This window comes from Pseudomonas sp. ABFPK (assembly GCF_001586765.1).
GTDB lineage: Bacteria > Pseudomonadota > Gammaproteobacteria > Pseudomonadales > Pseudomonadaceae > Aquipseudomonas > Aquipseudomonas asiatica.
Genome location: NZ_LQXW01000008.1, coordinates 57,483 through 73,229, shown reverse-complemented (window position 1 = coordinate 73,229; position 15,747 = coordinate 57,483). Strand labels below are relative to the sequence as shown.

Annotated in this window: 14 protein-coding genes; 7 read left to right on the top strand and 7 right to left on the bottom strand. The window is 64.9% G+C overall.

Annotated features, from left to right (window positions below):
• From WM94_RS07370 to WM94_RS07360, 3 genes are all read right to left on the bottom strand, one after another.
• On the bottom strand, positions 1 to 933 hold the full coding sequence (locus tag WM94_RS07370) for a rhodanese-related sulfurtransferase (protein WP_013971443.1): 933 nt from the start codon (positions 931 to 933) through the stop codon (positions 1 to 3).
• 226 nt (positions 934 to 1,159) lie between these two features.
• Positions 1,160 to 1,456, bottom strand: a complete 297-nt coding sequence (locus WM94_RS07365; RefSeq protein ID WP_061550826.1) for a BolA family transcriptional regulator — start codon at positions 1,454 to 1,456, stop codon at positions 1,160 to 1,162.
• Positions 1,457 to 1,466: 10 nt separating this feature from the next.
• On the bottom strand, positions 1,467 to 1,991 hold the full coding sequence (locus tag WM94_RS07360; protein WP_003259051.1) for a DUF2059 domain-containing protein: 525 nt from the start codon (positions 1,989 to 1,991) through the stop codon (positions 1,467 to 1,469).
• A gap of 155 nt (positions 1,992 to 2,146) precedes the next feature.
• Between WM94_RS07360 and WM94_RS07355 the strand changes: the two genes are divergently transcribed.
• The gene (locus WM94_RS07355; protein ID WP_054573483.1) at positions 2,147 to 3,541 is read left to right on the top strand and encodes a class II fumarate hydratase; all 1,395 of its coding nucleotides are present in this window, start codon (positions 2,147 to 2,149) and stop codon (positions 3,539 to 3,541) included.
• A gap of 123 nt (positions 3,542 to 3,664) precedes the next feature.
• Here the strand turns inward: WM94_RS07355 and WM94_RS07350 are convergent, their stop codons facing one another.
• Together WM94_RS07350 and pap are read right to left on the bottom strand one after the other, a co-directional pair.
• A complete protein-coding gene (locus WM94_RS07350) occupies positions 3,665 to 4,627 on the bottom strand; it encodes a DMT family transporter (RefSeq protein WP_061550825.1) in 963 nt (320 codons plus the stop codon).
• 254 nt (positions 4,628 to 4,881) lie between these two features.
• The gene (pap, locus tag WM94_RS07345) at positions 4,882 to 6,375 is read right to left on the bottom strand and encodes a polyphosphate:AMP phosphotransferase (protein ID WP_013971440.1); all 1,494 of its coding nucleotides are present in this window, start codon (positions 6,373 to 6,375) and stop codon (positions 4,882 to 4,884) included.
• Positions 6,376 to 6,528: 153 nt separating this feature from the next.
• Between pap and mnmC the strand changes: the two genes are divergently transcribed.
• From mnmC to WM94_RS07320, 5 genes are all read left to right on the top strand, one after another.
• Positions 6,529 to 8,493 carry a bifunctional tRNA (5-methylaminomethyl-2-thiouridine)(34)-methyltransferase MnmD/FAD-dependent 5-carboxymethylaminomethyl-2-thiouridine(34) oxidoreductase MnmC gene (gene mnmC, locus WM94_RS07340; RefSeq protein ID WP_061550824.1) on the top strand — a complete coding sequence of 655 codons (1,965 nt, stop codon included), beginning with the start codon at positions 6,529 to 6,531 and terminating at the stop codon, positions 8,491 to 8,493.
• 414 nt (positions 8,494 to 8,907) lie between these two features.
• On the top strand, positions 8,908 to 10,695 hold the full coding sequence (locus WM94_RS07335) for an N-acetylglutaminylglutamine amidotransferase (RefSeq protein ID WP_013971438.1): 1,788 nt from the start codon (positions 8,908 to 8,910) through the stop codon (positions 10,693 to 10,695).
• A 3-nt stretch (positions 10,696 to 10,698) separates the two neighbouring features.
• The gene (gene ngg / locus WM94_RS07330; RefSeq protein ID WP_061550823.1) at positions 10,699 to 12,444 is read left to right on the top strand and encodes an N-acetylglutaminylglutamine synthetase; all 1,746 of its coding nucleotides are present in this window, start codon (positions 10,699 to 10,701) and stop codon (positions 12,442 to 12,444) included.
• Positions 12,445 to 12,573: 129 nt separating this feature from the next.
• Positions 12,574 to 13,758 (top strand): osmoprotectant NAGGN system M42 family peptidase, encoded by a 1,185-nt coding sequence (locus WM94_RS07325; RefSeq protein ID WP_061550822.1) that lies wholly within the window; start codon positions 12,574 to 12,576, stop codon positions 13,756 to 13,758.
• 81 nt (positions 13,759 to 13,839) lie between these two features.
• Positions 13,840 to 14,067, top strand: a complete 228-nt coding sequence (locus WM94_RS07320) for a YheU family protein (protein WP_013971435.1) — start codon at positions 13,840 to 13,842, stop codon at positions 14,065 to 14,067.
• Between the two features lie 114 nt (positions 14,068 to 14,181).
• Here the strand turns inward: WM94_RS07320 and csrA are convergent, their stop codons facing one another.
• Positions 14,182 to 14,370 carry a carbon storage regulator CsrA gene (gene csrA, locus WM94_RS07315; RefSeq protein ID WP_003259056.1) on the bottom strand — a complete coding sequence of 63 codons (189 nt, stop codon included), beginning with the start codon at positions 14,368 to 14,370 and terminating at the stop codon, positions 14,182 to 14,184.
• A 120-nt stretch (positions 14,371 to 14,490) separates the two neighbouring features.
• Positions 14,491 to 15,300 (bottom strand): SDR family oxidoreductase, encoded by an 810-nt coding sequence (locus WM94_RS07310; RefSeq protein WP_061550821.1) that lies wholly within the window; start codon positions 15,298 to 15,300, stop codon positions 14,491 to 14,493.
• Positions 15,301 to 15,581: 281 nt separating this feature from the next.
• On the opposite strand from WM94_RS07310, the gene WM94_RS28835 reads away from it, so the two are divergent.
• Positions 15,582 to 15,734, top strand: coding sequence for a DUF3309 family protein (locus WM94_RS28835; protein WP_013971433.1), 153 nt, complete (start codon positions 15,582 to 15,584; stop codon positions 15,732 to 15,734).
• The last annotated feature ends 13 nt before the right edge of the window (positions 15,735 to 15,747 follow it).

Genomic DNA, 15,747 nt, shown 5'->3' with positions numbered 1-15,747 from the left:
TCAAGCCTCGGCTTTGTAGTTGTAACCGATCGGGTGCGGCAGGTTGCGGGCCTTGGCCAGCTCGATCTGCTTCTGCCGGTCGATGGCGCTACGCCGGGTCTTCTCGCTCAGGGTGTCCCAGCAGTGCGGGCAGCTGACCCCTGGCGAATAGTGCTCGGACGCGCGCTCCTCTGCGTTGATCGGGTGGCGGCAGGCGTGGCACTGGTCGTACTCGCCTTCGCTCAGGTCATGGCGCACCGTAACGCGGTTGTCGAAGACGAAGCAGTCGCCGTCCCACAGGCTTTCTTCCTGAGGCACTTCCTCGAAGTATTTCAGGATGCCGCCCTTAAGATGATAGACCTCCTCGAAGCCTTCACCGAGCATGTAGCTGGAGGCTTTTTCGCAACGGATACCGCCGGTACAGAACATGGCAACCTTCTTGTGCTTGCTGGGGTCGAAGTTGGCCTTGATGTAGTCGGGGAACTCGCGGAAGGTTTCGGTCTTCGGGTCGATGGCGCCCTTGAAGGTGCCGATGGCCACTTCATAGTCGTTGCGGGTGTCGATCAGCAGTACTTCCGGGTCGCTGATCAGCGCGTTCCAGTCCTTGGGCTCGACGTAGGTGCCGACCGCCTGGTTCGGGTCCACGCCCGGTACGCCGAGGGTTACGATCTCTTTCTTGAGCTTGACCTTGGTGCGGTAGAACGGCTGTTCGTCGCAGTACGATTCCTTGTGGTCGACATCGGCCAGGCGTGGGTCGTTGCGCAGCCAGGCCAGCAGGCCGTCGATGCCTTCGCGGGTGGCCGACACGGTGCCGTTGATGCCCTCGTGGGCCAGCAGCAGGGTGCCCTTGACGTTGTTGTCGAGCATGGTCTTGAGCAGCGGCTCGCGCAGCTCGACGTAGTCTTCCAGGGTGACGAACTTGTACAGCGCCGCGACGACGATGGGTTGGGACATGAAGCAGGATCTCCAGTGGTTGCCCTCGTAAGGGGCGGACCGGGTTTGACAGTGTGACAAAAAAGCGGGGGCGCTTTACGCCCCATTCGCGGCACAAGGCCGCTCCTACAGGGGAATGCACCAGCCGACGGGCTGCGCTATCCCTGTAGGAGCGGCCTTGTGCCGCGAATGGGCCGCAAAGCGGCCCCCGGATTTTGCAGGATTCTACCAGAACAACAGCAAGGTTTCAGTGCCCGCCGCCCGCGCACACCGGCGAGGCCGGTGCAACGCCGACCTTGGCCCACTCTTCGGCGGTGTAGGTGTGGATGGCCAGGGCATGGATCTCGCCCATCAGCTCACCCATGGTGGCGTACACCTTCTGGTGGCGCTTGACGCTGTTCAACCCGGCAAACTGCTCACTGACGATCACTGCCTTGTAGTGGGTCTCCTGACCACGACTGTGCATGTGGCTTTCATTGAGCACTTGCAGGTGTTGCGGCGCCAGGGCGGCCAGCTGCTGTTCGATACGCTGTTGCATGCTCATCGCGGCGTACTCACTTCTTCGCCGGGGCGGCGGCCTTGCCAGCGTTCGGATCCAGTTCCTTGGTCATGTCATCCAGCAGCTTGTTCACCACCGGTACCGCTGGCTCCAGGCTCTGCTGGGTCAGCTGGGCCGACTGCTGGGTGACCTTGGGCATTTCGCGCAGCACTTTCTTGCCCAGCGGCGATTCGTAGAACTTGACCAGGTCCTTGAGCTCCTGCTCGGTGAAGGTCTGGGTGTACAGGTCGACCATCTTCGGCTTCAGCTTGTTCCAGCCGATGGCGTTGTCCAGCGCGGCGTTGGCCTTGGCCTGGTAGCTTTCCAGCACCGGCTGCTTGGTGGCCGGGGCCTTGGTCTGGGCGAAACGCTGGGCGAACATCTGCTGGACCTGCATGTACACCGGGGTGCCCAGCTTGTCGGCGTTGGCCAGGGTCAGGAATTTCTCGGCAGCAGCGTTGTGGCTGGCGGTGGCAGCGAGTACCTGGCCGCTGGCGCAAGCCAGGGCAACGGCGGCACAAAGGACACGGAGACGGGTCATTGCATTTCCTTCAGAAGAGAGGGAGGCGGGTACCTCAGAGTAGAGCATTCTGCGCCGTGGTGGCGATGTGCTCAAGTGGCACGACGAGCGACGGAACCGCTCGGTCGAATCAGGGCCTAAACTGCGATTTCGAACTACAAGGGAGTGAGTACAGAATGAGCCGTATCGAGACAGACAGCCTGGGCCCGGTCGAAGTTCCTGAGGACGCCTACTGGGGTGCGCAGACCCAGCGTTCGCTGATCAACTTCGCCATTGGCAAGGAACGCATGCCCATCGCGGTGCTGCATGCCCTGGCGCTGATCAAGAAGGCCGCGGCACGCGTCAACGACCGCAACGGCGACTTGCCGGCCGACATCGCCCGGCTGATCGAACAGGCCGCCGACGAAGTGCTGGGCGGCGAGCATGACGACCAGTTCCCGCTGGTGGTCTGGCAGACCGGCAGCGGCACCCAGAGCAACATGAACGTCAACGAAGTGATCGCCGGGCGGGCCAATGAACTGGCCGGCAAAGGCCGTGGCGGCAAGGCGCCCGTACACCCCAACGACCACGTCAACCGCTCGCAGAGCTCCAACGACTGCTTCCCCACCGCCATGCACATCGCTGCGGCGCAGGCGGTGCACGACAAGCTGCTGCCGGCCATCGCCGAGCTGTCCTCGGGGCTGGCCGAGCTGTCGGCACGCCACCACAAGCTGGTAAAGACCGGCCGCACGCACATGATGGACGCCACGCCGATCACCTTCGGCCAGGAGGTCTCGGCCTTCGTCGCGCAGCTCGACTACGCCCAGCGTGCCATCCGCGCCACCCTGCCGGCAGTGTGCGAGCTGGCTCAGGGCGGCACTGCCGTGGGCACCGGGCTCAACGCCCCGCACGGTTTTGCCGAAGCCATTGCCGCCGAACTGGCGGCGCTGTCCGGCCTGCCGTTCGTCACCGCGCCGAACAAGTTCGCTGCCCTCGCCGGCCACGAACCGCTGACCAGCCTGGCCGGCGCCCTGAAGACCCTGGCCGTGGCCCTGATGAAAATCGCCAATGACCTGCGCCTGCTGGGTTCCGGCCCGCGCGCCGGGTTGGCCGAGGTACGCCTGCCGGCCAACGAGCCGGGCAGCTCGATCATGCCAGGCAAGGTCAACCCTACCCAGTGCGAGGCGCTGTCGATGCTGGCCTGTCAGGTGCTGGGCAACGACGCGGCGATCGGCTTTGCCGCCAGCCAGGGGCATTTGCAACTGAACGTGTTCAAGCCGGTGATCATCCACAACCTGCTGCAGTCGATCGAATTGCTGGCTGATGGCTGCCGCAACTTCCAGCAGCACTGCGTGGCGGGCATCGAGCCGGATGCCGAGCAGATGGCGGCGCACCTGGAACGGGGGCTGATGCTGGTGACGGCGTTGAACCCGCATATTGGCTATGACAAGGCAGCGGAAATTGCCAAGAAGGCCTATGGCGAAGGCAAGACCTTGCGCGAGGCGGCACTGGAGTTGAAGTACCTGACCAATGAGCAGTTCGACCAGTGGGTGAGGCCGGAGAACATGCTGGCTCCGGGGGGGAAGGGCTGAGTCGTGCACTGCCTTTACCGGCCCTTTCGCGGGTGAACCCGCTCCCACAGGATTACCACAAGGCTGAATATTGTGGGATCCCTGTGGGAGCGGGTTCACCCGCGAAGAGGCCGGTACAGGCGATCATTGAGCCTGGGCCAACCGCGCCCTGCGGGCGCGCCACCCGGCCACCAGCGAAGGCCCCAGCGCCACCAGCGCCGAGCCCAGCACCACGGTCACCGCCCCCACATAGCCCAGGGCATTGATGTCCTCGGCGTGCACATAATCAGGCCAGACCAAGGCCGCCAGTGCCACCGCGACAAAGGTCACCAGCGGGGTCAGCGCCAGCGTGGCACTCACCCGCGACGCCTCCCAGTGCGCCAGCGCCTCGGCGAACGCGCCATAGGCCACCAGGGTGTTCAGGCAACAGGCCAGCAACAGCCAGCCTTGCACCGGGGTCAGCTGCAACGCCTCCAACGGGTGGACCCAGGGTGTCAGCAGCGCGGCGCAACTGAGGTAGATCACCATCATTACCTGCTGCGAATGCCACACCGTCAGCAACTGCTTCTGGCTGAGCGCATAGAACACCCAGACGCTGGTGGCCAGCAGGATGGTCAGCACGCCGGTGGTATAGGTGCCGAGCGAGGTCAGCAGCTCTTCCAGGCGCTGGTTGAAAAACAGCCCGAACCCCGCCAGCAGGATCAGCAGACCCACGCCCTGCCCCAGGCTGAAGCGCTCGCGAAACACGAACACGCTGGCCACCAGCAACAGCACCGGGCCGATCTGCACGACCAGTTGCGCGGTGCCCGGGCTGAGCAGGTTCAGGCCAATCAGGTACAGCACGTAGTTGCCCATCAGGCCAAGCACGGCCACTACCACCAGGCCTTTGCGCGTGGGCGTCAGCTTGCTGAAGGAAGGCAGCCTGCGCTTGGCGGCCAGCCAGGCGAACAGCAGGCCGCCGGAGACCAGCAGGCGGTACCAGGTGACGGTGACCGGGTCGACCACTTGCAGCACCTGCTTGAGCTTGATCGGCAGGATGCCCCAGAGCAACGCCGTCAAAAGTGCCAGGAAAAGGCCATAGCCCCAGCGGCCGGTAATGGTGTGCATAGAATCCTCGATCGAGCCCGTGGTGGGGGTGGTTGAATTCTACGGGCTTGGAGGGCGGGGACGGTGGTGGGTGCCGGGAAAAGAATTCATCAGGTCATTCTTCTGCGGCATGGCTTGGCAGTTGTGCTGCCTGTTCTGGCCTCTTCGCGGGTAAACCCGCTCCCACAAGGATCACACAAGATTCAGCCCTGTGGTATTTCTGTGGGAGCGGGTTCACCCGCGAAGAGGCCAGAACAGGCAAACAGGAACTTCGATTATTTCTTGTCCCTGGCAAACGCCGCCTCAAGCGCCTGGTTGATGGTGCGCAACACCTTCACCCGCGCCCAGCGCTTGTCGTTGGCCTCCACCAGCGTCCACGGCGCAATTTCGGTGCTGGTGCGGTCGACCATGTCGCCCACCGCCTGGACATAGTCGTCCCATTTGTCGCGGTTGCGCCAGTCATCCTCGGTGATCTTGTAACGCTTGAACGGGATCTGCTCGCGCTCTTCGAAACGCTCCAGCTGGGTCTGCTGGTCGATCGCCAGCCAGAACTTGACCAACACCGTGCCGGCATTCACCAGCTGTTCCTCGAAATCGTTGATCTCGCTGTAGGCACGCATCCAGTCCGCCGGGCTGCAGAAGCCTTCCACACGCTCCACCAGCACCCGGCCATACCAGGAACGGTCGAAGATGGTGAACTTGCCACGCGCCGGAATGTGCCGCCAGAACCGCCACAGGTATGGCTGCGCGCGTTCTTCTTCAGTGGGCGCAGCAATCGGCACGATGCGGTACTGGCGCGGGTCCAGCGCGGCGGCCACGCGGCGGATGGCACCGCCCTTGCCGGCAGCGTCGTTGCCTTCGAACACCGCCACAAGGGCATGCCGGCGCATGTGCTTGTGGCGCAGCAGGCCGGCCAGGCGGGCCTGCTCGGTGACCAGTTGCTCCTGGTAGTCGGACTTGTCCAGGCGCAGGGTCATGTCCAGCGCGCCGAGCAGGCTGCGCTGGTCGATGCTGCGGCCCAGCGGGGCGACGTTGCCCTGGTGCTTGCCTTTGGGGTTGTTGTCCAGTGCCGCCTGCAGGCTTTCCAGCAGGATGCGCCCTACCGCCAGGCTGCGGTAGTTCGGGTCGACGCCCTCGATGACATGCCACGGCGCGTAGTCGCGGCTGGTGCGGCGCAGCACGCGCTCACCAAAGCGCACGAAACGGTCGTAGGTTTCCGACTGCTGCCAGTCCAGCGGGCTGATCTTCCAGCTGTGCAGCGGGTCGTCCTTGAGCGATTTCAGCCGCGCCTTCATCTGCTTCTTGGACAGGTGGAACCAGAACTTGATGATCAACGCACCTTCGTCGCACAGCATCTCTTCCAGGCGTTCGGCGCCGGTGATGGCCTGGTCGAGCACGGCATCCTTGAACACCCCGTGCACCCGCCCCTGCAGCATCTGGCTGTACCAGTTGCCGAAGAACACGCCCATCCGCCCCTTGGGTGGCAGGGCCCGCCAGTAGCGCCAGGCCGGCGGGCGGGCCAGCTCTTCGTCGGTCTGCTGGTCGAAGGTGAGCACATCGATCATGCGCGGGTCCATCCACTCGTTCAGCAGTTTGACCGTCTCGCCCTTGCCGGCGCCTTCGATACCGTTGATCAGCACGATCACCGGGAAGCGCGCCTGCTGCTTGAGTTCGTACTGGGCTTCGAGCAGGGCCTCGCGCAAAGCGGGTACCTCGGCGTCGTAAGCCTCCTTGTCGATGCTGTGGCCGATTTCTGCGGATTCGAACATGCACTGGCTCCTTCAATGGATAAGCAAGACTAGCGGATTTGAAGGCTTGTGCAGTACCTGTGGGAGCTGGCTTGCCGGCGATAGGGCCGGCACAGCCAGCGCAAAATCCTCAGATGGCATAAAATCCGCCCATCCGCTGCAACCGAGCCAACCATGTCCACCCTCCTCCAGCACGCCCAGATCGACTGGGACGACCAGGGCCGCCCCCATTCGCGGCAATACGACGACGTCTATTTCGCAGTCAACGAAGGCATCGAAGAAACCAGGCACGTGTTTCTCGGGCAAACCCGTCTGGCCGAGCGCTTTGCCAACCTCACCCCGCACGCCTGCGTGGTGATCGGCGAAACCGGGTTCGGCACCGGCATGAATTTCTACTGCGCCTGGCAACTGTTCGAGCAGCACGCCCATGCCGAGGCCCGCCTGCATTTCGTCAGCGTCGAAAAATACCCCCTCGGTCGCGACGACCTGGCCCGTGCCATACGCCTGTGGCCGGAACTGGCGGCCTACAGCCAGCCCCTGCTGGAGCAGTACGTGGCGGTGCACCCTGGCTTCCAGCAGTTCACCTTCGACAACGGCCGGGTCACCCTCACCCTGCTGATAGGCGACGTACTGGAGCAGCTGCCGCAACTCGATGCGCAGATCGATGTGTGGTTCCTCGACGGCTTCGCGCCGGCCAAGAACCCCGACATGTGGACCCCGGAGCTGTTCGCGCAACTGGCACGGCTGTCACACCCGGGCACGGTGCTAGGCACCTTCACCACCACCGGCTGGGTACGCCGCAGCCTGGTCGATGCCGGCTTCGCCATGAAGAAGGTGCCGGGCATCGGCAAGAAATGGGAAGTGATGAGCGGCGCCTATGTCGGCCCTGTGCCCAGCCCCGGTGCGCCATGGTATGCGCGCCCGGCTGCCGTTGCGGGGCCGCGTGAAGCGCTGGTGATAGGCGCCGGGCTCGCCGGCAGCACCACCGCCGCCAGCCTGGCACGGCGTGGCTGGCAGGTTACCGTGCTGGAACGCCACGACACGCCGGCTCGGGAAGCTTCGGGTAACCCGCAAGGGGTCCTGTACCTCAAGTTGTCCGCCCATGGCACGGCGTTGTCGCAGATGATCCTGGCCGGTTTCGGTTACACCCGGCGCCAGTTGCAGCGCCTGCAACGTGGCCACGACTGGGATGCCTGCGGCGTGCTGCAACTGGCCTTCGACAGCAAGGAAGCCGAACGCCAGGGCAAACTGGCTGGGGCCTTCGAACATGGCCTGCTGCACTCGCTGGAACGTGCAGAAGCCGAAGCCATCGCAGGTGTGGCCTTGCCGGCTGGCGGGCTGTTCTATCCCGAAGGTGGCTGGGTGCACCCGCCGGCGCTGTGCCAGCAGCAGTTGCAGCACCCGGGTATTCGCCTACTGACGCACCAGGAGGTGCTCGAGCTGCGCAAGGTCGACGGGCAGTGGCAAGCCTGGGCTGGCGAACGTTTGCTGGCCAGCGCGCCGGTGGTGGTGCTGGCCGGTGCCGCCGACGTACTGCGCTTCGAACCATGCGCGCAGCTGCCGCTCAAGCGCATCCGCGGGCAGATCACCCGCCTGCCGGCCACCCCCAGCAGCCGCGCGCTGCGCACCGTGGTGTGTGCGGAAGGCTATGTAGCGCCGCCGCGCGGGGATGAACACACCTTGGGCGCGAGCTTCGACTTCCACAGCACAGACCTGGCGCCGACGGTAGCCGAGCATCAGGGCAACCTGGCATTGCTGGACGAGATTTCGGTCGATCTGGCCCAGCGCCTGGGCACCGCCGAACTGGACCCCGGGCAATTGCAGGGACGTGCAGCGTTCCGTTGCACCAGCCCGGATTACCTGCCGATCGTCGGGCCGGTGGCGGATGCGCAGGCGTTCGCCCAGGCCTATGCAGTGCTGGGCCGGGATGCGCGGCAGGTGCCGGACGTGGCCTGCCCCTGGCTGGATGGGTTGTATGTGAACAGCGGGCACGGCTCGCGCGGGTTGATCACGGCGCCGTTGAGCGGCGAACTGGTGGCGGCGTGGGTGTGCGGTGAACCGCTGCCGTTGCCACGGGCGGTGGCGGAGGCGTGCCACCCGAATCGGTTTGGGTTGCGTAAATTGATCCGCGGGAAGTGATTGCATCGGGTGCATGCCGTTGAATTGGTTGCGCCTGTGAGGTCGAGCGCCGCGCGGGCGGCGCTTCGCAGCACAAGGCTGCTCCTACATCTGTTTCGGGCCAGTCATTCCTGCGATACAAGCACGCGGCCCCTTTGCGCTCACCCCGATATCGTGTCGGACAAACAAGGCGGTCGCGCGCGCATTGGTACAGGCGTTACTGGCCCGAAACAGATGTAGGAGCAGCCTTGTGCTGCGAAGCGCCGCCCGCGCGGCGCTCGATGTCCGCAACACCACAACACCCAAGACAGGCACCTGCCAACGCCACCTCATATAACAGATCGATCTAAAACTCTCGCTAACCACATGGGTCAGTTCCTTAAGGTGCCCTAATCCGGGGCACCCCCTCCCCAACGGAAAAACCGGTAAGGACCTATGTGCGGATTAGCAGGAGAGTTGCGTTTTACACCCATCGACCAAGCCCCTCGCCCAGCCGACCTGGCTGCGGTAGAGCGCATAACCCACCACCTGGCGCCCCGCGGCCCGGATGCCTGGGGCTTCCATAGCCAAGGCCCCATCGCCCTCGGCCACCGGCGCCTGAAAATCATGGACCTGTCCGACGGCTCTGCCCAGCCGATGGTGGACAACACCCTGGGCCTGTCGCTGGCCTTCAACGGCGCCATCTACAACTTCCCCGAACTGCGCCAGGAGCTGCAGGCCCTGGGCTACAGCTTCTGGTCCGACGGCGACACCGAGGTGTTGCTGAAGGGCTACCACGCCTGGGGCGCGGCCCTGCTGCCCAAGCTCAATGGCATGTTCGCCCTGGCGATCTGGGAACGCGACAACCAGCGCCTGTTCCTCGCCCGCGACCGCCTGGGCGTAAAGCCCTTGTACCTGTCGCGCAACGGCGAGCGCCTGCGCTTCGCCTCGACCCTGCCAGCGCTGCTCAAGGGTGGTGACATCGACCCGATGCTCGACCCGGTGGCACTCAACCACTACCTGAATTTCCACGCCGTGGTGCCGGCGCCACGCACCCTGCTGGCCAACGTGCAAAAGCTGGAACCCGGTACCTGGATGCGCATCGACCGCCATGGCGAAGTGGAACGCCAGACCTGGTGGCAGCTGCACTACGGCGCCAACCCCGATGAACGTGAGCTGGACCTGGAAGGCTGGACCACCCGCGTGCTCGACGCCACCCGCGACGCCGTGGCCATTCGCCAACGGGCAGCAGTGGACGTAGGTGTACTGCTGTCTGGCGGGGTCGATTCCAGCCTGCTGGTCGGCCTGCTGCGCGAAGTGGGCGTGGATGACCTGTCGACCTTCTCCATCGGTTTCGAGGATGCCGGTGGCGAACGCGGCGACGAGTTCCAGTACTCCGACCTGATCGCCAAGCACTACGGCACCCGTCACCACCAGCTGCGCATTGCCGAGCACGAAATCATCGACCAGTTGCCAGCCGCCTTCCGCGCCATGAGCGAACCCATGGTCAGCCATGACTGCATCGCCTTCTACCTGCTGTCGCGTGAAGTGGCCAGGCACTGCAAGGGGGTGCAAAGCGGCCAGGGCGCCGACGAGCTGTTCGCCGGCTACCACTGGTACCCGCAGGTGGACGGCGCAGAGGATGCCTTTGCCGCCTACCGCGAAGCCTTCTTCGATCGCAGCCACGCCGAGTACCGCGACACCGTGCAGGCACCCTGGCTGCTGGAAAGCGACGCAGCGGGCGACTTTGTCCGTGAACACTTCGCCCGCCCTGGCGCCCCCGATGCGGTAGACAAGGCGCTGCGCCTGGACAGCACGGTGATGCTGGTCGACGACCCGGTCAAACGGGTCGACAACATGACCATGGCCTGGGGCCTGGAGGCGCGCACGCCATTCCTCGACTACCGGCTGGTGGAGCTTTCGGCACGCATTCCGGCACGCTTCAAGCTGCCCGACGGCGGCAAGCAGGTGCTCAAGCAGGCGGCGCGGCGGGTGATCCCGCACGAGGTGATCGACCGCAAGAAGGGCTACTTCCCGGTGCCGGGCCTGAAGCATCTGGAAGGCGCCACCCTCGGCTGGGTACGTGAACTGCTGACCGACCCCAGCCAGGACCGCGGGCTGTTCAACCCAGCCATGCTCGACCGCCTGCTGAGCAACCCGCACGGCCAGCTGACACCGCTACGCGGCTCCAAGCTGTGGCAGCTGGCGGCGCTGAACCTGTGGCTGAGCGAACAAGGAATCTGACCGATGAAAGCCCATGAAATCGCTTACGGTCAGCGCCTGCTGCGCGGCCAGGCGCCGTCCTACGAGCGCCTGCAGGCGCGCCTGGCCGGCGACGGCAGCCAGCCCCACGACCAGCCGCGCGCCGTACATTGCGGTTGGGGCCGGCTGCTGATCGGCCACACCTACCCCAACCCGGCCGACCTGGCCGCCGACCTGCTGGAAGAACGCCCCGGCGAGCGCGATATCGCCCTGTACGTGGCCGCGCCGCAGCAGCTGCTGGCCCAGGCCCCGCAGCAACTGTTCCTCGACCCGTCCGACACCCTGCGCCTGTGGTTCACCGACTACCGCCCGGCGCAGCGGGTGTTCCGCGGCTTTCGTGTGCGCCGGGCGCAGAACCCGGGCGACTGGCAGGCGATAAACACCCTGTACCAGGCGCGCGGCATGTTGCCGGTGGACGCCGAGCTGCTTACGCCACTGCACCTGGGCGGCCCGGCGTACTGGCTGGCCGAGGACGAAGACAGCGGCGCGGTGATCGGCAGCGTCATGGGCCTGAACCACGCCAAGGCGTTCGACGACCCCGAGCACGGCAGCAGCCTCTGGTGCCTGGCGGTAGACCCGCACTGCACCCGCCCTGGCGTGGGCGAGGTGCTGGTGCGCCACCTGATCGAACACTTCATGAGCCGCGGCCTGGCCTACCTGGACCTGTCGGTGCTGCACGACAACCGCCAGGCCAAGCGCCTTTACCAGAAGCTGGGTTTTCGCAACCTGCCGACCTTCGCGGTCAAGCGCAAGAACGGCATCAACGAACAGCTGTTTCTGGGGCCGGGGCCTCAAGCCGACCTCAACCCCTACGCACGCATCATCGTCGACGAAGCGCTGCGTCGAGGCATCGAGGTACAAGTCGACGATGCCGCCGGCGGCCTGTTCACCCTCAGCCTGGGCGGGCGCCGCATTCGCTGCCGTGAATCGCTCAGCGACCTGACCAGCGCCGTGACCATGACCCTGTGCCAGGACAAGCGCCTTACCCAACATGCCTTGCACAATGCCGGGCTGCAGGTGCCGGCGCAGCAGCTGGCCGGCAATGCCGACGACAACCTGGCGTTTCTCGAAGAGCATGGCGCGGTGGTGGTCAAGCCGGTCGATGGCGAGCAAGGCCAGGGCGTGGCGGTGAACCTCACCTGCATCGACGACATCACCCACGCCGTGGCGCATGCCCGCCAGTTCGACAGCCGCGTGTTGCTGGAAAGCTTCCATGCCGGGCATGACCTGCGCATCGTGGTGATCGGCTATGAAGTGGTGGCGGCAGCCATCCGCCACCCAGCGCAAGTGCTGGGCGATGGCAAGCACAGCATCCGCGAGCTGATCGATGCCCAGAGCCGTCGGCGCCAGGCCGCAACCGGTGGCGAAAGCCGCATTCCACTGGACGACGAAACCGAGCGCACCCTGCGCGCGGCGGGCTTTGGCTACGACGACGTGTTGCCCGCCGGCCAGCGCCTGGCCGTGCGACGCACCGCCAACCTGCACACCGGCGGCACCCTGGAAGACGTGACCGATCGCCTGCACCCGGTGCTGGCCGACGCCGCCGTGCGCGCTGCACGGGCGCTGGAGATCCCGGTGGTGGGGCTGGACTTCATGGTGCGTGATGCCGGGCAACCGGAGTACGTGATCATCGAGGCCAACGAGCGTGCCGGCTTGGCCAACCATGAACCGCAACCGACCGCCGAGCGTTTTATCGATCTGCTGTTTCCGCATAGCCGGCCTTTGGCGTAACCGCTGCTGGCCTCTTCGCGGGTAAACCCGCTCCCACAGGTACGGTGCTGCACTCCGGCTCTGTGGGGGCACTGTGGGAGCGGGCGTGCCCGCGAAGAGGCCGGCACAGGAGTAAAGGAGTCCCCAACCATGTCCGACCGACATCCCGAACCTGATCTCGACTACCTCAAGCGCGTGCTGTTGGAGATGCTCGCCATCCCCAGCCCCACCGGTTTCACCGACACCATTGTGCGCTACGTGGCCGAACGCCTGGACGAACTGGGCATCCCTTTCGAGCTGACCCGCCGCGGCACCATCCGCGCCACACTCAAGGGCCGCCAGACCTCACCCGACCGCGCCGTGTCCGCTCACCTGGACACCATCGGCGCCAGCGTGCGCCAGTTGCAGGACAACGGCCGCCTGGCCCTGGCGCCAGTCGGTTGCTGGTCCAGCCGCTTCGCCGAAGGCAGCCGGGTCAGCGTATTCACCGACACCGGCGTGTACCGGGGCAGCGTGCTGCCGCTGATGGCCAGCGGGCATGCTTTCAACACCGCCATCGACCAGATGCCGGTCAGCTGGGAGCACGTTGAGGTACGCCTGGACGCCTACTGCGCCACCCGCGCCGACTGCGAGGCGCTGGGTATAGGCATCGGTGATTTCGTTGCCTTCGACCCGCTGCCCGAATTCACCGAAAGCGGCCACATCAGCGCCCGCCACCTGGACGACAAGGCCGGCGTGGCAGCGCTGCTGGCGGCGCTGAAAGCCGTGGTGGAAAGCGGCCGCCAACCGTTGATCGACTGCCACCCGCTGTTCACCATCACCGAAGAGACCGGCTCGGGAGCGGCTGGCGCCCTGCCCTGGGACGTCAGCGAGTTCGTCGGCATCGACATCGCCCCGGTGGCGCCCGGGCAGGCCTCCAGCGAACATGCAGTGAGCGTGGCCATGCAGGACTCGTCGGGGCCTTACGACTACCACCTGTCCCGGCACCTGCTGAAACTGGCCGGCGACCACGACCTGCCGGTGCGGCGCGATCTGTTCCGCTACTACTTCAGCGATGCCCATTCGGCAGTGACGGCGGGGCACGATATTCGTACCGCGCTGGTAGCCTTTGGTTGCGATGCCACCCATGGCTACGAGCGAACACACATCGACAGCCTGGCGGCGTTGAGCCGCTTGTTGTCGGCGTACCTGCTGAGCCCGCCGGTGTTTGCCAGTGATTCGCAGCCGGCCAATGCGTCGTTGGAGCGCTTCAGCCACCAGCTGGAACATGATGCACAGATGGAGAGCGATACGCGGGTGCCGGCGGTGGATAGCCTGGTTGGCAACAAGGCTTGAGGCCCTGGGGCTGCGTTGCAGCCCCAAAATCTCGAATGTTTCGCGTAGCATGCCCCCACCAACACCCTAGGCAACGCCACCATGCTGATCCCTTACGACCAACTGCAAGCCGAAACCCTGACCCGCCTGATCGAGGACTTCGTCACCCGCGACGGTACCGACAACGGCGACGACACCCCGCTGGAAACCCGCGTGCTGCGGGTGCGCCAGGCATTGGCCAAGGGCCAGGCGTTCATCCTGTTCGACCCGGAAAGCCAGCAGTGCCAGTTGCTGGCCAAGCATGATGTGCCCCGCGAGCTGCTCGACTAACAGGTCTGACCTCTTCGCGGGCTCGCCCGCTCCCACAGGAATTTCACAAGTCTTGAGGGCGGTGCAGTACCCGTGGGAGCGGGCGAGCCCGCGAAGAGGCCGGCACAGGCAACATCAAACCCTGCGGGCTTTGGCCTGCTGCCCTTCCTTGATACGCTTGTACACCTCGGCCCGATGCACCGGTACCTGCCGCGGTGCATCCACGCCAAAGCGCACCATCCCGTCCCGCGTTTCCACGACCATGATCCGAATGTCATCACCAATCACGATGATCTCTCCCACTTCGCGCCCTATTACCAGCATGCTCCGTTCCTCCAGCGAAAGGGAAAACCGGAGCCTGCCTTGACGGCATAGGGCTACTCAATAGTTCTACCGTGATTCAGAAGCACCCTACATCTGCCGGTAACTTTCCTTACAGACGTATCATCGCGACCGAGCCTTGGCCCGCATTTTCACCGCCATCTCAGCCATCTCGTCATACAGCCGCTCAGGTGCCTGACGCTTCAGTTGCCAGGCTTGGCGCCCGGCTTCATGGGGCAGGATCAGGAACTCACCAGCGGCAACCTGCCGGTGGATGTATTCGGCGATGTCCGCCGCATTGATCGGCGAGCCTTCAAGCAGCTTGCCGACCTGGGCTTTCATCGCCGGGTTCGGCCCGCGGAACGAGTCCAGCAGGTTGGTCTGGAAGAAAGACGGGCACACCACGTGCACCGCGACTTCCAGTTCGCGTAGCTCGACCAGCAGGCTTTCCGACAGGGCCAGTACGCCGGCCTTGGCCACGTTGTAGTTGCTCATGCCCGGCCCCTGCATCAGCGCAGCCATCGAGGCGATGTTGATGATCCGCCCCTTGCTGCACTCCAGCAGCGGCAGAAAGGCCTTGCAGCCCTTGACCACGCCCATCAGGTTGACTGCGATCTGCCAGTCCCAGTCCTCCAGCGACAGTTCGGCGAAGAACCCGCCCGAAGCAACGCCGGCGTTGTTGACGATCACATCGATACCACCGAACTGCTCGCTGCAGGCCTGGGCCAGGGCGGTGAGCTGGCTGTAGTCGCGCACGTCGCAACGCTGGGCAAAGCCTTCGCCGCCAGCTGCGCGGGCCAGCTCCAGGGTTTCGCGCAGGCCGGCTTCGTTGACATCGGCCAGCGCCAGGCGCCAGCCCTCACGCGCCCAGCGCAGGGCGATCTCGCGACCGAGGCCGGACCCGGCGCCGGTAATCATGATGCGGTTTTGCATGGTGACTGGCCTTGTTCTGATGAGTTGTGCAACCAGTCTAATCAAGGCCTGGTGGGCAGGCAGGGTTCATCAGGGTAGTGAATGGACGGGCATGACTGTGTGGTTAGCCTGCACCGGCTGCTCCTGCAGGGACCGCACACACCTGTAGGAGCAGCCTTGTGCTGCGAAGAGGCCGGTACAAGCCCTACACAAATGGAATCTTTGACACTCACCACCAGTCCTTATTTACAAGAGGCCAGCAGTCCGAGGCCCTTGACCCTCAACCACGCAAGGACTCCGTCATGACAACGATTCTCATCATCATCCTGATCCTTCTGCTGATTGGTGGCTTACCGGTCTTCCCGCACTCGCGCAGCTGGGGCTATGGCCCGTCCGGCATCATCGGCGTGGTGCTGGTAGTTCTGCTGGTTTTGTTGCTGCTAGGCATGATCTAGCGGCGAAAACACA

Bases quoted from the DNA above. Each gene is read 5' to 3' on its own strand.
- WM94_RS07370 (WP_013971443.1), bottom strand. From the start codon at position 933: ATGTCCCAACCCATCGTCGTCGCGGCGCTGTACAAGTTCGTCACCCTG.
- WM94_RS07365 (WP_061550826.1), bottom strand. From the start codon at position 1,456: ATGAGCATGCAACAGCGTATCGAACAGCAGCTGGCCGCCCTGGCGCCG.
- WM94_RS07360 (WP_003259051.1), bottom strand. From the start codon at position 1,991: ATGACCCGTCTCCGTGTCCTTTGTGCCGCCGTTGCCCTGGCTTGCGCC.
- WM94_RS07355 (WP_054573483.1), top strand. From the start codon at position 2,147: ATGAGCCGTATCGAGACAGACAGCCTGGGCCCGGTCGAAGTTCCTGAG.
- WM94_RS07350 (WP_061550825.1), bottom strand. From the start codon at position 4,627: ATGCACACCATTACCGGCCGCTGGGGCTATGGCCTTTTCCTGGCACTT.
- pap (WP_013971440.1), bottom strand. From the start codon at position 6,375: ATGTTCGAATCCGCAGAAATCGGCCACAGCATCGACAAGGAGGCTTAC.
- mnmC (WP_061550824.1), top strand. From the start codon at position 6,529: ATGTCCACCCTCCTCCAGCACGCCCAGATCGACTGGGACGACCAGGGC.
- WM94_RS07335 (WP_013971438.1), top strand. From the start codon at position 8,908: ATGTGCGGATTAGCAGGAGAGTTGCGTTTTACACCCATCGACCAAGCC.
- ngg (WP_061550823.1), top strand. From the start codon at position 10,699: ATGAAAGCCCATGAAATCGCTTACGGTCAGCGCCTGCTGCGCGGCCAG.
- WM94_RS07325 (WP_061550822.1), top strand. From the start codon at position 12,574: ATGTCCGACCGACATCCCGAACCTGATCTCGACTACCTCAAGCGCGTG.
- WM94_RS07320 (WP_013971435.1), top strand. From the start codon at position 13,840: ATGCTGATCCCTTACGACCAACTGCAAGCCGAAACCCTGACCCGCCTG.
- csrA (WP_003259056.1), bottom strand. From the start codon at position 14,370: ATGCTGGTAATAGGGCGCGAAGTGGGAGAGATCATCGTGATTGGTGAT.
- WM94_RS07310 (WP_061550821.1), bottom strand. From the start codon at position 15,300: ATGCAAAACCGCATCATGATTACCGGCGCCGGGTCCGGCCTCGGTCGC.
- WM94_RS28835 (WP_013971433.1), top strand. From the start codon at position 15,582: ATGACAACGATTCTCATCATCATCCTGATCCTTCTGCTGATTGGTGGC.